The following is a 13,862-nucleotide window of genomic DNA, read 5'->3' as shown; positions in this document are numbered from 1 at the left end:
ATATTCAGACCATGTGTTGTTTTTATCATCACTGCTTATTCAGCAAGCAGTTGACGTATTTTTGATTTAATAAGGTCGATTGCGATTTCATTTTGACCGCCGCGGGTGACTACTAAATCAGCAAATTGCTTCGACGGCAAGATGAACTCGAAAAAAGCTGGCCGAACCGTCTCTTCATATTGGTCAGCGACCGATTGAATGGTTCTGCCCCGCTCTTCGACATCACGCCGCATGCGTCGCAGCAGACAAACATCTAAGGGGGTATCCATAAACACCGAAATATCAAATATTTCGCGTAGTTTTGGATCGGTTAGGAGAAGAATCCCTTCCACCATAATCACTTTACCGGGACTGACCGAAATCGTCTCTGGTAAGCGGGTATGGGTTTTATAGCTGTATTGTGGCATGTCGACCGAGTGGCCGTCGCGAAGTTGAATAAGGTGCTCGACTAACAACTCATGTTCAAAGGCAGAAGGATGGTCGTAATTGGTCAGTTGGCGCTGCTCGAAGCTCAAATGACTTTGATCTCGGTAGTAGGCATCTTCCGCCAAAATGGCGATTCCACGGCCTCCGAGCTCAGCTACCAACTCTTGGTAGACAGTTGATGCAAAGAGACTTTTCCCTGATGCTGAAGCGCCAGCAATGGCGATAATGGTTGTCTTTCCCACGCGTCCGATCTTCGATTGCCCCACAACAGCGAAGAATTATCCTTGATCCGCTTTGGAATTGGAAGCGTTGTAACGGTTTGACCAATCTTGTTACATATTCGATTGGCTCGACACATTACAAAACGAAGTCAAGTTGTCTATTATCGACGAGTTAATCTCCCAAGTTTTATTCAGAGCAATAGGAAACACATAATGCGATTTGCTAAAACGTTAACGGCCGTAGCCGTTGCCACTGTTCTACTCGGTGGATGCCAGGCCACTGCTAACACCTCCAAAGCAGCAGCGGCACAACAACAAACCGTACAGCAAAACCTTCCAGACGTATCCATTCCATACGAAACATTCAAACTCGATAACGGCTTGACGGTAGTTGTACATACTGACCGTAAAGCGCCTATCGTGGCTGTCAACGTTTGGTATGGCGTTGGCTCAAAAGATGAAAGCGAAGGTCAAACCGGATTCGCCCACTTATTCGAACACTTAATGTTTAATGGTACTGAAAACTACGATGACGAGTACTTTGGCCCGTTTGAACGCGCTGGAGCAACCGATCAAAACGGTACCACCAATAGCGACCGGACCAACTACTTCCAAAACGTTCCAACCCCAGCGCTAGATATGGCACTGTGGATGGAATCAGACCGTATGGGTCACCTGCTTGGCGCCGTCACCCAAGAAAAGCTTGATGAGCAACGTGGCGTCGTACAAAACGAGAAGCGCCAGGGCGAATCACAGCCTTATGGTCGCGTCTTCGGTTTCCTAGCAGAGCAAACATTCCCTGAAGGACACCCCTATTCGTGGTCGGTTATCGGCTCGATGGAAGATTTGAATGCGGCATCGCTTGATGACGTGCATCAGTGGTTTAACGACTACTACGGCACCGCCAATGCGGTTGTAGTATTAGCCGGTGATATCGATGTCGAAACTGCTAAAGAAAAAATGAACCACTTCTTCGGTCATATCGATGCTGGTAAGCCATTACAGAAAATGAAGAGCTGGATTGCTAAGCGCGATGGCGAAAAACGCGCTTCAATGGAAGACAATGTCCCTGTTCCACGTATCTATAAACTGTGGAATACCGCTGAGATGGGTACTGAGGATGGCGAATACTTAAGCCTTTTAACCGATATTCTTGCTGGTGGCAAAAACTCACGTTTGTATCAGCGTTTAGTGTATGACGAGCAGATTGCTAGCTCAGTGTCAGGTTTCCAATATGCCCGTCAACTCGCCGGCCAATTCTTTGTCATTGCAGATGCCAAGCCGGGTGTCGATTTACGTGACATCGAAGCCATTATTGACGAAGAGATGGCGCGTTTAATTGCTGAAGGTCCAACCCAAGAAGAACTGAACCGCGTGCGTTTCTCCAGCGTTGCTGGCTTCGTTCGTGGAGTCGAGCGTATCGGTGGCTTTGGCGGTAAATCAGACGTGTTAGCCGCAGGTCAGGTCTATCACAATGACCCAGGTTACTATGAAAAAACGATGGCGATATTGAAAGGTGCAACCCCTGAGAAAATTCGTCAAGCGGCAGAGCGTTGGTTATCTGATGGCGCATTTGTGTTGGATGTAAATCCACAACCGCGTTACACCACTATTGAAGCGCAAGCCGACCGTTCTGGCGTGCCTCCAGTGGGTGATTTGCCGACACTTGATTTACCTGAGCTCTCAAGCTTCACGCTATCCAACGGGCTCGAAGTACATTTAGCAACACGCAGCGACGTACCCACAGTTCAAATGAACCTAGTATTTGACAGTGGTTATGCCTCAGACGTCGATGCCAAAATTGGTACCGCGAGCTTTGCTATGAGTATGCTGCGTGAAGGCACACCATCACGTCCTGCACTCGAGTTGAGCCGCGAACTCGAAACCATTGGCACCAACTTGTTTACTTCAGCAAGTCTAGATACGTCTAACATCCGTATGGACTCGTTAACCACGAACCTAGACCAGAGCTTGGATATCATGGCCGACCTGATTCAGAACGCCGCATTTGATCAAGAAGAGATCGAACGTAAGCGTGGTATCTGGTTAGAAACCATTAAGAAAGAAAAAGCATCACCGCAATCGCAAGCATTTCGCATTCTGCCGAGTATCATGTTCCCTGAAGATCACCCGTACAATGCACCATTTACTGGTTCAGGTACCGAAGCTTCAATCAACTCGCTCGAGCGTGCTGATCTGGTGAACTACCGTGATACATGGTTGCGTCCAGATATCGCTCGTTTAGTGGTTGTAGGCGATACTACCGAAGCTGAACTGAAGCCATTGTTAGAAAAATACTTGGCGTCATGGGAAGCTCCGGCAAGCGCTGCGCCAGAGAAAGTGTTTGCTGGTGTTACCGCACCAACGCAACCACGGGTCTTCTTGATTGATCAACCGGGAACCCCACAATCAACCATCATTGCAGGTCAGTTTGCCCCTTCAGGTAAGGCCGACAATGCTGAGGTTGTGGATGTGATGAATACCATCATCGGCGGTAGTTTCACCAGCCGTCTGAACATGAACCTGCGTGAAGACAAAGGTTGGTCATACGGTGCACGTTCAGTGTGGTTTGATGCTGAAGCGCAAGGCCTATTGTTGGCGTTGGCACCGGTTCAAACCGACAAAACTGCTGAATCCATCCAAGAAATCTTGAAAGAATTCAACGGTTACATTGGTGATGAACCAGCAACAGCTGAGGAGTTGGAAAAGGTTAAATCCAACAAAACAGCGCGCTTACCGGGTGCTTATGAAACCAAAGGCGCTTTGTTAGGTGCTGTCGTTGATATGCTCGAGAAAGAGAAAGACATGGCATGGTTAGAGTCATTTGGACAACGCGTCAACGCGATGGAATTGGATACTATTCAAGCCACCGCTCAAGACGTGCTGACTCCGAATGCGCTGACTTGGGTCATTGTTGGTGACCTGAGCCAAATCGAGGAGAAAGTTCGTGAACTGAACCTCGGGGAAGTTACGAAGCTCGACGCAGACGGTAACGTCCTTTAATCTCTCCCATATTCTGCATGGGATTTTTGAGCCGCTCATTTGAGCGGCTTTTTTTATCCCATTCACAAGTACACTAAACTTATGTCGTATGGCATGCGTACTGTGATTTGTTACTCTTGAGCATTACTTGAATTCTAAACAAGGACACACCCATGGAAATGATTAAAACACGTGCTGCAGTTGCCTGGGCCGCTGGCGAGCCGCTGAAAATTGAAGAAGTCGATTTGATGCCGCCGCAGAAAGGCGAAGTTCTGGTTCGAATCGTAGCCACCGGTGTCTGCCACACTGACGCCTACACACTTTCGGGCGATGATCCTGAAGGCATTTTCCCAGCTATTTTGGGTCATGAAGGTGGCGGTATTGTCGAGGCGGTTGGCGAAGGCGTCACCTCGGTTGAGGTCGGCGACCATGTCATTCCCCTCTACACTCCAGAATGTGGCGAATGTAAATTCTGTACCTCAGGTAAAACCAACCTGTGCCAAGCGATTCGTTCAACGCAAGGCAAAGGCTTGATGCCTGACGGTACGACGCGTTTTTCGAAAAATGGACAGCCCATTTATCACTACATGGGCACATCGACCTTTGCCGAACACACGGTCGTTCCGGAAATCGCGCTCGCCAAAATCAGTAAAGATGCGCCATTGGAAGAAGTGTGCTTGTTGGGTTGTGGCGTTACCACCGGTATGGGAGCCGTTCGCAACACAGCCAAGGTGCAAGAAGGTGATACCGTGGCCGTATTCGGACTTGGCGGTATCGGCCTGAGCGTGATTATCGGAGCGGTGATGGCAAAAGCGAGTCGCATTATTGCTATTGATATTAACGAGTCGAAATTTGATATTGCGCGCAAACTTGGCGCGACCGATTGCATTAACCCAAATGATTACGATAAACCCATTCAGGACGTTATTGTGGAGTTGACTGACGGTGGTGTCGATTATTCATTTGAGTGTATCGGCAACGTGAAAGTCATGCGGTCAGCACTCGAAAGCTGCCATAAAGGCTGGGGCGAATCGGTCATCATCGGCGTGGCCGGAGCGGGCCAAGAAATTTCGACGCGCCCATTTCAACTCGTTACCGGTCGTGTTTGGCGTGGCAGTGCTTTTGGCGGCGTTAAAGGCCGTACGCAACTACCAGACTATGTGCAACGCTACCTCAATGGCGAATTTGAACTGAGTACGTTCATTACGCATACCATGGGGCTAGAAGATATCAATAAAGCCTTTGATCTTATGCATGAAGGTAAATCGATTCGTTCGGTGATTCACTATGCTAAATAAACTCAGCAGTGTGCAGTGCTTTGGTGGTCAACAATTACGATTTGAGCACAGCTCCAAGGTGCTCAACTGCACCATGCAGTTTTCTGTCTTTTTACCACCTCAAGCTGAACAGAGCCGAGTTCCGGCTCTCTATTGGCTCTCTGGGCTTACCTGTACCGATGAGAACTTCAGTAGCAAGGCGGGAGCACAACGCACCGCCGCTGAATTAGGGTTGGCATTGATCATTCCAGATACCAGCCCTCGTGGTGATGATGTCCCCGATGCGGAAGATGGTGCCTATGACTTTGGACTTGGGGCTGGGTTCTATGTGAATGCCACTCAAGAACCGTTTGCCAAACACTATCAAATGGATAGCTACGTCGTCGACGAGCTGCGACACTTGGTAGAGGCAGAGCTGCCGGTGAACAGCCTCCGAAGTATTGCTGGGCATTCAATGGGGGGGCATGGCGCTATAGCATTAGCATTGCGAAACCCCGGCTTGTACCGGAGTGTTTCTGCATTTGCGCCAATTGCCCATCCAAGTTCTTGTCCCTGGGGTCGGAAGGCGTTTACTGGCTACCTCGGATCGGACCCCAAAGCGTGGCGCGACTATGACTCCGTTGAGATGATCCAAGCCGGTAAGCCTTGCCCTCCGCTATTTGTCGATCAAGGCGACGCTGACCAATTTCTGCCCGAGCAATTGGGTTTTGATGCACTGAAAGTTGCCTGTGAATCCAGTCAAATTGACGCAACATTGAGACTCCAAGCTGGCTACGATCATAGTTATTATTTCATCGCTAGTTTTATAACCGACCATTTGCGTTTCCACGCACAATACCTCGTTGATTAACCGTCAATAAAATTGGTTAAAACGCCTCCCCTCTGCTAGGTTTAAAGTGTATTTAAAACGTAGCAGTGGGGAAACAGTATGTCGCCACGTAAGGCTGCAGCGTTGGTGGCGTGTATTTATGTCGTAATGGGGGTCGTCTGGATCCGCTTTTCTGACCAAGCGCTCTATGCCATTGCAGCAGATTCCGCGTTATTGACTGAGTTACAGACTTTTAAAGGGTGGGCCTACGTTGGCGTAACCGGCATACTGCTGTTTTTTTTAGTCCATTTGGCTCTGATAAGAGAACGCAGCCTCAGTGAGCGTGATAGTCTTACCCAACTTCTGAACCGACATATGTTCCGCCGCGAACTCGAAGCTGAGCTTCAATTTGCCGAAGAACATGATCAACCGCTTGCTTTGATCTTGCTAAACCTCGATGGTTTTAAGCAAATCAATAATAACGTTGGACTAAAAGCCGGCGATGAATATCTTCAAGACGTCGCCAATGTACTTCGCGAAACCTTTACTCAGCATTGTATTATAGGACGATTTGATGGCGACGAATTTGGTGTAGCCCTCCCCTCGGCACTGTGGCCTGACACTGTCATCCCTGCAGTGGAGCAACTGCAACAACGCATTCGAGCGATAGAAGTCAAAGAACGACCAAATCTGAGTCTGACCACCTGTGTCGGAATTTCCTTATTCCCGCGTGATGGCAAGACCATACAACCTTTGATCGACGCCGCAACACTGGCGCTTGATGAAGCAAAATCCGCCGGTCCGAACCAACAGCGTACCTATAAATCCACATACGGCGAATTTGCTAACCAACGTTCACGTTTACTCTTAGACCTAAAAGCGGCTCTGGCAAACGATCAGTTATCCGTTGTCTATCAACCACAATTTGACGCCAGCAAACATACAGTAACCGGTGTTGAAGTGCTTGTCCGCTGGCAGCATCCGCAGCAAGGGTTCATTTCACCCGATCAATTCATCCAAATAGCCGAGCAAAATGGTCTTATCACGGAAATTACCGATTTCGTCATGCGGCAAGCCATAGGCGAGCTCAATGACCATGGTTTGCTCTATCACGACGTGACGCGAGTTTCATTTAATGTCTCGGCTGCAGATTTTATCGGTGAGCGTAGTCGCGAACGCTTTGCTCGAAATTTAAGTCAACTACCTGGAGATTGGTCTATCGTTCAATTAGAGCTCACAGAAACGGCAGCATTGCTCAATCTCGATAGCGTTCGCCGCGTATTGCAAAGCCTGCGGGAGCGCGGCGTGCAAGTATCTCTGGATGATTTCGGTACTGGATATTCATCCTTGAGCACCCTCCGCCAGTTGCCCATACAAGAGCTTAAAATTGACCAGTCCTTTGTCCGCGACATCGCCACTAATATGAACGACGCTAAACTCGTCCGCACAATACTCGCGATGGCTAAAGCACTGCATATGCGCGTCGTTGCTGAAGGCGTTGAAACCTCGGCACAAGCCAGTTTCTTGATTCATGAGGGGTGTCATGAACTTCAGGGCTATTTGTACGCTAAACCTATGGGAATCATGCAACTTGCTACTTTTCTGAGAAATCTTCGTTCTAGTAAGTTACAAACATGATGAAGAGGCTTTCGTTCTCAATGCGCACCGTCTCCGCAGTAGTGTCGATCATATCAATCGGTTTGCTGTCGCTCACAGTTCACGCCGATACTCATTTGATACGGCCGTTGAGCACGGATGCATCACGCATCTGGAATACTCACGATGGCCTACCCCACAATACCATTAATCATATCCACCAAGATGCACAGGGATTTCTCTGGCTAGCCACATGGGAAGGTCCAGTACGCTTCGACGGTCGTAGTTTTGAAGTCTACGGTGCTGAAAGCGGTATTCCTGATGTCAGTACACTCTTCGTTACTAGCCACCCAGTTACGAATAAGGTTGTGGCGACCGGCGGTCGAGGCGGTGTCAGTCACTTCGATGGACGACAGTGGCAAGTCAAACCGCGGATATCCAATCGAGTCGACGTGGTGCTATACGACTCTAATGGGCAGACTTGGTATGGCACTGTGGATGAGGGGGTAGTGCTCGAGCGACCTGATGGTACGCGCGACCACTTTTCTATTGAGCAGGGACTGCCCAGCACTATGGTGCTGCATTTGAGCATAGATTCTCGCGACAACCTTTGGGTGGGTACGAATCGTGGAATTGCGGTGTTTAACCCTTATGAACAACGTTTTGAGACGCCCGCCAATCTACCCACCGGGATTAGCTTTTCCATTGAAGAGGACAGCTTGGGTAACCTGTGGGCGGCTATCGACCGGAAAATCTATCGCCGCGATCTCAATGACAGCCAGTTTGAAGTGCTACCGGTCAGCTTTCCAAGTACGATAACTGAGCTTCATTTTGACACGCAGGGACGGTTGTGGGTCGGCACGCATGAACATGGTATAACGGAATTGCGTCAAGCCAATATTGATGGAGAGCCCCTGCAATTCACCAATACCGATACGGGGCTTCCCAACAACCACATTATCGATATTTTTACTGACCGCGAAAACAGTCTATGGCTGGGTACTCACGGCGGTTTAGTGCAATTTCGCAGTGCACTTGCACATTCTCATACGCAACAAGATGGATTAGGCTTCCAATTCACTCGCGCTCTCGCAGCCTACGATTCACAGCGGGTTTTAGTTGCTGGACTGGGCGGTATTGCACTGATTCAAAATGAGCGTATCACTCCCTTCGCTGCCACTACCCCAGTCAGCACTGAATCTATCTTAAGCTTGGCTGTTGATGACCAACAACGGGTCTATATAGGTACGTTCACGAATGGCATTTTTGTCATCGAGAATGAACAAGTTATTGCGCATTACAACGAGAGTAACGGTTTCCGCGGCAATGATGTGAGAGATATCCTACTCACTCAAGATGGCCATTTATTTGCAACCACAGCCATTGGCTTGCTGGTTGCGGTTCGAAATGACGATGGTACTTTAAGCGATCCACAATATTTTGGGGCGCAACACGGTCTCCCTGATCAAGTGGTGTATGCGGTACATGAAGACCAATCCGGAACCATCTGGGTCGGCAGTATGCGCGGTATCTCTGAATTTCAACGTCGTGATGAGAGTCACCAATCGTTGGTTCAATTTATCGATATCAGTGCCACCAGCAACAGTGAATTCGTATTCCAAATACGCGAAGATTCCAACTACGTATGGTTCGCTACTGACCGAGGCTTGGTGGCCTGGTCCAAATCAGCAGAGTCGTGGCATCAGCTCAGTCGGCAACATGGATTGCCCTTCGATAAGGTCTTTGACCTGATCATTGATGGTCGCGGTGACCTTTGGTTAGGTACTGGCAGAGGCGTTGCATTTGTGCCTCGCGACGAAGTTGAAGCGGTATTCGCAGACAAGAGTTCACAAGTCAACGCACGTCTTTATCATGAGTCTCACGGTTTAAGAAGCGCGCAAGTGAACACTGGTGGCCCGAGTATGTTGCAAGCAAACAACGGCTCGATTTGGGTCGCAACTGCACGCGGGGTCGGGCATTTTAATCCTAAACAGCGGACTTCGCTCTACCCGCCCCCACCGCCGGTGGTTATCACGAAAGTACAGGCCGATGACCGAATTTTGCCAGACGGTAGTTATTTGACCGCGGATACCCTACGTTTACGATTTGAATACGCTGCACTTGGTTTTCAGCACAATGAGGGGATCCGCTATCAGACCCGTCTGCGTCATTTCGACCCTGATTGGATTACTCATGATAATGGGCGCTACACCGAGTATACGGAGTTAGCTCCAGGAGACTATCTGTTTGAGGTGCGCGCAGCCTATCCAGATGGTGAATGGAGCGAAGCTGCTTCATTTTCATTCACCCAAATACCCAGTATTTGGCAACGTCCGTTTATTTGGGCCATTATCGGCATTATTGGCATGACGCTGATTGCGCTGCTGGTAAATCTGCGGTTGCGCGCACTGGCGCGATCACGCGCCCGTCTGAGCCAATTAGTTAAAGCACAAACACGCTCTCTAGAACGCTTAGTGAATCAAGACACCCTGACCCACTTGGCGAACCGACGAGCATTTGATTTGACGTTAGAAAACGCTGTAGAACAGCAATATATTCAACATCAGCCAATGGCATTATTGATTCTTGATGTCGATCACTTTAAACGCATCAACGATCAATACCTTCACACGACTGGTGATAAGGTATTACAGCGGATTGCCGAAGTATTACGATCAACCTCTCGCGACAGCGACTTAATCGCTCGCTGGGGTGGCGAAGAGTTCGCGGTATTATTGAGCGGACCAAACGCTGATGCCGCCGCATTGATTAGTGAGCGTATTCGACACGCAGTTGAAAAGGCCGATTTCAGTGATCTGGCGCCACAATTACAAGTCACTATTAGTATTGGCTTCGCTATCCATACACGTGACGAGTCACAGGCAAACTTTGTACGTCGTGCTGACCAAGCGCTTTACAATGCCAAAGCAAATGGGCGTAACCGGGTTGAAAAGGCAGCTAATTTTTAGTTCGCTGTGTGTGGGTTGTAGACAATCTCCCACAAGTGTCCGTCAGGGTCTTGAAAGATCGCTCCATAGCCGCCCCAAAACAGCTCGCGGGGTGGCTTTTTGATGGCAGCACCCGCGTAGCGAAGTTCGGCAATTAAATGGTCGACTTGCTCACGGCTAGACACGTTGTGCGCCAACATGAGAGCGCTCTCATCGCGTGGTTTTACTTCGATATCACAATCGTGTGCAAGGCTTGTCCGTGGCCACAACGCCAACGTGAGTCCGGATTGCATTGGAAAAAACGCAACCGCCCCAGATTCATACTCGCTACCCACAATGCCGTCGGTCGGAAATCCGAGTACATCGCGATAGAATGCCACAGCTCGATCCAAATCATCGACTCCGAGCGTTATATAACTTATCGATGGTTTCATGGTTTGTTCCGTTCTATTTGGTCAAAAAGTAGGTAACAAGTGTCACAATCTGAGTTGTTTCAAAATCAGCTTTCAAAACATACGCCGGCACATGAAATGATGCAACGGTGGAGTGCAGATACATTGCATTGGAAAGGCCTCGCGCGGCGCTACGAAAAAGAACTGATGCACGCAGTAGAGACGGTATTCGCGGATGCACCGCCGCGCCAGTTGCAAACACCGGGCGGCAAGACCATGTCCGCCGCAATGACCAATTCCGGCGACTATGGCTGGGTTTCTGATCGGAAAGGCTATCGTTATGAAACAAAGGACCCACTCAGCGGTCGTCCATGGCCCACACTTCCAAACGTCTTTCATGTACTTGCAGAGCAAGCTGCAGCTGCAGCTGGCTATCCAGATTTTCGACCGGATGTCGCGTTGATCAACCAATATCAACCCGGCACGGCAATGGGATTACATCAAGATCGGGACGAAGCTGATTTCACTCAGCCTATTGTCTCGATCTCGTTGGGTTTACCCGTCATCTTTTTATGGGGTGGTTTGCAACGCCGCGATAAGCCGGAACAACATCTACTGGAACATGGTGATGTGTTGGTATGGGGTGGCGCAGACCGACTTCGATTTCATGGCGTCAAAAAGCTAGCCAAAGGTACTCATCCACTGTGTGGTCAGCAACGCATCAACATCACCCTGCGACGAGCTCGATAATCAGTCAATGACGAACCGATTCGTTATCACGCCCTGCTCAGTCATGATCACTTGGAACAAATCCCCGTAGTCCTTTTCCGTCAAATCAGGAGCTTCGCCACCTGCTGCACGCACAATGTTGGGCACAGTATTACTATGCCCAATGATCAGTGTCGGATGTCTTAATTTTTTAACCGTGGCAATAATCGCATCGGCATCACCCGCTTGATAAGTTTCAACAGCAAGACCCAGCGCTGTAGCGAGTGGCGCAGCCGTTTGTTGTGTGCGTGCATAGCGGGTGCTGAAAATGGATTGGATGTCTGCATGCTGCAGTGCCCGGGCAAGTTGTTGGGCGCGCAATTGGCCTTGCTCGTTTAACGATGGATTATCGGCAGTATCGGCCTTTTCTGCATGACGAAAAACATAGATAACCTGAATTTGCATGGCATCTGACTCCACTGTTCCGCGGGCTTGAGAACTTATTAACCCCACCATAAATACAGCAAACATTAGCATAAAGAATCGCTTCATAGCTGTTCTCTCCGTGATGAGGAAGATGCTCATCGTTCGTCTTTAGACTACCGTTAGTATCCATCTTTCAGAAAGACTTATAAATAAAAACCAGAAGTGACACAGCTACGTATAAGGTTTAAGTTTCAAATTTCTGAAAGGTGATGACTCTGCAACACCCTGACTTGATTATATTCTATGACGGTGGCTGCCCACTTTGTCTGCACGAAATGCGACAGTTACGCAAGCGTGACCCAAGCCATCGTATTCAAATTGAAGATATCCTTGCTGATGATTTCCCGACTCGGTTTCCGCAAATCGATCCGTTGCAAGCTGACCGAATACTGCATGGCCAGTTGCCTGATGGAACTGTGATTTATGGTTTAGATGTCACTCATAAAGCGTGGACCCTAGTCGGTCGTGGTTGGTTAACGGCCCCGCTGCGCTGGCCAATTATCAGACTCGTAACCGACCGCATTTACCTTTGGTTTGCTCGTCACCGCAACACAATTTCCCGTGTTTTGACCGGTAATGAGCGTTGTGATCGTTGCCGAATTGATTAAAGTTATGCCATGCTGCAAGCATGAGCACAAAATCAATCCTACAACTCACCCTCTGTACTCTTGTTGCTAGTCTTCTGACTGGCTGCACGACCTATGGCTCGATTGAAAACGAGTCCAGTGTGGTATCCGAGAATCAGCAAGGCTACTCGCTAGAACACTACCAAGCCAATGACACGCGTTCTGATCGGATTACGCTGGTCGTTGCTTTTTCTGGTGGCGGCAGTCGCGCTGCAGCATTGTCCTATGGCGTCATGAAAGCGCTTCGTGACACGAACGTAGAGATCGATGGCAAATCGGAACGATTATTGGACCAGGTTGATCTGATCACCTCAGTCTCCGGGGGCAGTTTTACCGCAGCTTATTATGGTTTGTATGGCGATCAGTTATTTGAACGATTCGAAGATGATTTTCTGCGCAAAGACTATGTGACCGAGTGGATCTACGGCCTAGCCAGCCCACTTCTTTGGTTTTCGTCACAAGGTAGAACCGATATTGCGACGCAATTGTACGAGAATCAATTATTTCGCGGAGCGACTTTTGCCGACCTACAACGCCGGGACGCTCCGTTGATTCTCCTCAATGCGACCGACCTGGGCGGTGGCATCAGGTTCTCCTTTATTCAAGAGTACTTCGATTTACTATGTTCAGATATTTCGAGCTATCCAATAGCTCGCGCGGTGACTGCCAGTTCGGCGGTACCCATTATGCTGAATCCCGTGGTATTGAAGAATCACAAAGGTTGCATCAATCCTGCACAGAACTATCTCCGTAATCTCGACGATAAAAGGTTGGAGTCATTATCGCCGCACCTGCTCGATACATTGCAATCACTGCGCAGCTATCAAAATAAAGATGAACGTGAGTACATTCATTTAGTGGATGGAGGTATTACCGACAATCTCGGCTTGATGGCATTTTATGAAATGGTTGAGCTTGCCGGTGGTATTCAAGGGTTTATGGAGCGTATTGGCACCCGTCCGTCCGAACGCTTGGTGATCATTTCTGTGAATGCTTCGGCTAAACCTCGTTACAACATCGAATCGACTAATGAAATTCCTGAAATCGAAGATACCATCAATGCTGTAACCGATACGCAGTTGCACCGTTATAACGCAGCAACCCTTAGCCTTATTCGAGATAGTATGGAGCGCTGGTCGGACGAACTCGGTAGTTGGTGGAAGCCAGTCGACCCCTTTCTGATAGAAGTCAGTTTTGAGGGTATCCAGCAGGAGCGACAACGCATGTTTCTCAATCAAATACCCACCAGTTTGTCCCTCTCTCAGGATCAAGCAGACGCGCTGATTCAAGCTGGCGAGCAATTGGTCAAAGACCATCCTGAATTTCAACGTTTAATGGCGGATTTCTAACCGATTCGACCATTGACTAACAGATTCATCTAGATATCACTTG

At 48.9% G+C, this 13,862-nt stretch carries 11 protein-coding genes; 8 read left to right on the top strand and 3 right to left on the bottom strand.

What is annotated here, in order from left to right:
• Nucleotides 1-35: 35 nt before the first annotated feature.
• Nucleotides 36-668 carry a uridine kinase gene (gene udk / locus CWE22_RS01020; RefSeq protein ID WP_169929546.1) on the bottom strand — a complete coding sequence of 211 codons (633 nt, stop codon included), beginning with the start codon at nt 666-668 and terminating at the stop codon, nt 36-38.
• Nucleotides 669-860: 192 nt separating this feature from the next.
• Between udk and CWE22_RS01015 the strand changes: the two genes are divergently transcribed.
• From CWE22_RS01015 to CWE22_RS00995, 5 genes are all read left to right on the top strand, one after another.
• A complete protein-coding gene (locus CWE22_RS01015) occupies nt 861-3,650 on the top strand; it encodes a M16 family metallopeptidase (protein ID WP_169929545.1) in 2,790 nt (929 codons plus the stop codon).
• 152 nt (nt 3,651-3,802) lie between these two features.
• The gene (locus CWE22_RS01010; protein ID WP_169929544.1) at nt 3,803-4,927 is read left to right on the top strand and encodes an S-(hydroxymethyl)glutathione dehydrogenase/class III alcohol dehydrogenase; all 1,125 of its coding nucleotides are present in this window, start codon (nt 3,803-3,805) and stop codon (nt 4,925-4,927) included.
• Nucleotides 4,917-5,756: an S-formylglutathione hydrolase gene (gene fghA / locus CWE22_RS01005; protein WP_169929543.1), complete on the top strand. Its 840-nt coding sequence runs from the start codon at nt 4,917-4,919 to the stop codon at nt 5,754-5,756. Before CWE22_RS01010 ends, fghA begins: the two co-directional genes overlap by 11 nt.
• 78 nt (nt 5,757-5,834) lie before the next feature.
• Nucleotides 5,835-7,352 carry a putative bifunctional diguanylate cyclase/phosphodiesterase gene (locus tag CWE22_RS01000; RefSeq protein WP_169929542.1) on the top strand — a complete coding sequence of 506 codons (1,518 nt, stop codon included), beginning with the start codon at nt 5,835-5,837 and terminating at the stop codon, nt 7,350-7,352.
• Nucleotides 7,349-10,279, top strand: coding sequence for a ligand-binding sensor domain-containing diguanylate cyclase (locus tag CWE22_RS00995; protein ID WP_169929541.1), 2,931 nt, complete (start codon nt 7,349-7,351; stop codon nt 10,277-10,279). Before CWE22_RS01000 ends, CWE22_RS00995 begins: the two co-directional genes overlap by 4 nt.
• On the opposite strand, the gene CWE22_RS00990 is transcribed toward CWE22_RS00995, so the two are convergent.
• Nucleotides 10,276-10,692 (bottom strand): VOC family protein, encoded by a 417-nt coding sequence (locus CWE22_RS00990; RefSeq protein ID WP_169929540.1) that lies wholly within the window; start codon nt 10,690-10,692, stop codon nt 10,276-10,278. The two genes, CWE22_RS00995 and CWE22_RS00990, sit on opposite strands and share 4 nt — an antisense overlap.
• A 96-nt stretch (nt 10,693-10,788) precedes the next feature.
• Between CWE22_RS00990 and alkB the strand changes: the two genes are divergently transcribed.
• Nucleotides 10,789-11,400, top strand: a complete 612-nt coding sequence (gene alkB, locus CWE22_RS00985; RefSeq protein ID WP_169929539.1) for a DNA oxidative demethylase AlkB — start codon at nt 10,789-10,791, stop codon at nt 11,398-11,400.
• On the opposite strand, the gene CWE22_RS00980 is transcribed toward alkB, so the two are convergent.
• The gene (locus tag CWE22_RS00980) at nt 11,401-11,910 is read right to left on the bottom strand and encodes a SixA phosphatase family protein (protein WP_244595920.1); all 510 of its coding nucleotides are present in this window, start codon (nt 11,908-11,910) and stop codon (nt 11,401-11,403) included. It abuts the gene before it with no gap.
• Between the two features lie 143 nt (nt 11,911-12,053).
• Between CWE22_RS00980 and CWE22_RS00975 the strand changes: the two genes are divergently transcribed.
• Nucleotides 12,054-12,452 (top strand): thiol-disulfide oxidoreductase DCC family protein, encoded by a 399-nt coding sequence (locus tag CWE22_RS00975; protein WP_169929538.1) that lies wholly within the window; start codon nt 12,054-12,056, stop codon nt 12,450-12,452.
• Nucleotides 12,453-12,472: 20 nt separating this feature from the next.
• Nucleotides 12,473-13,819, top strand: coding sequence for a patatin-like phospholipase family protein (locus CWE22_RS00970; RefSeq protein WP_169929537.1), 1,347 nt, complete (start codon nt 12,473-12,475; stop codon nt 13,817-13,819).
• Nucleotides 13,820-13,862 lie beyond the last annotated feature (43 nt).

This window comes from Pseudidiomarina aestuarii (assembly GCF_003987355.1).
GTDB classification, from domain to species: Bacteria; Pseudomonadota; Gammaproteobacteria; order Enterobacterales; family Alteromonadaceae; genus Pseudidiomarina; species Pseudidiomarina aestuarii.
The sequence above is the reverse complement of the archived record's forward strand: the minus strand, read 5'-3'. Positions and strand labels throughout refer to the sequence as shown.

Excerpts from the sequence above, each read along its gene's own strand:
- CWE22_RS01000 (WP_169929542.1), top strand. The coding sequence starts at position 5,835 with ATGTCGCCACGTAAGGCTGCAGCGTTGGTGGCGTGTATTTATGTCGTA.
- CWE22_RS00990 (WP_169929540.1), bottom strand. The coding sequence starts at position 10,692 with ATGAAACCATCGATAAGTTATATAACGCTCGGAGTCGATGATTTGGAT.
- CWE22_RS00975 (WP_169929538.1), top strand. The coding sequence starts at position 12,054 with ATGACTCTGCAACACCCTGACTTGATTATATTCTATGACGGTGGCTGC.
- CWE22_RS01015 (WP_169929545.1), top strand. The coding sequence starts at position 861 with ATGCGATTTGCTAAAACGTTAACGGCCGTAGCCGTTGCCACTGTTCTA.
- CWE22_RS00980 (WP_244595920.1), bottom strand. The coding sequence starts at position 11,910 with ATGAAGCGATTCTTTATGCTAATGTTTGCTGTATTTATGGTGGGGTTA.
- CWE22_RS00995 (WP_169929541.1), top strand. The coding sequence starts at position 7,349 with ATGATGAAGAGGCTTTCGTTCTCAATGCGCACCGTCTCCGCAGTAGTG.
- alkB (WP_169929539.1), top strand. The coding sequence starts at position 10,789 with ATGATGCAACGGTGGAGTGCAGATACATTGCATTGGAAAGGCCTCGCG.
- CWE22_RS00970 (WP_169929537.1), top strand. The coding sequence starts at position 12,473 with ATGAGCACAAAATCAATCCTACAACTCACCCTCTGTACTCTTGTTGCT.
- CWE22_RS01010 (WP_169929544.1), top strand. The coding sequence starts at position 3,803 with ATGGAAATGATTAAAACACGTGCTGCAGTTGCCTGGGCCGCTGGCGAG.
- fghA (WP_169929543.1), top strand. The coding sequence starts at position 4,917 with ATGCTAAATAAACTCAGCAGTGTGCAGTGCTTTGGTGGTCAACAATTA.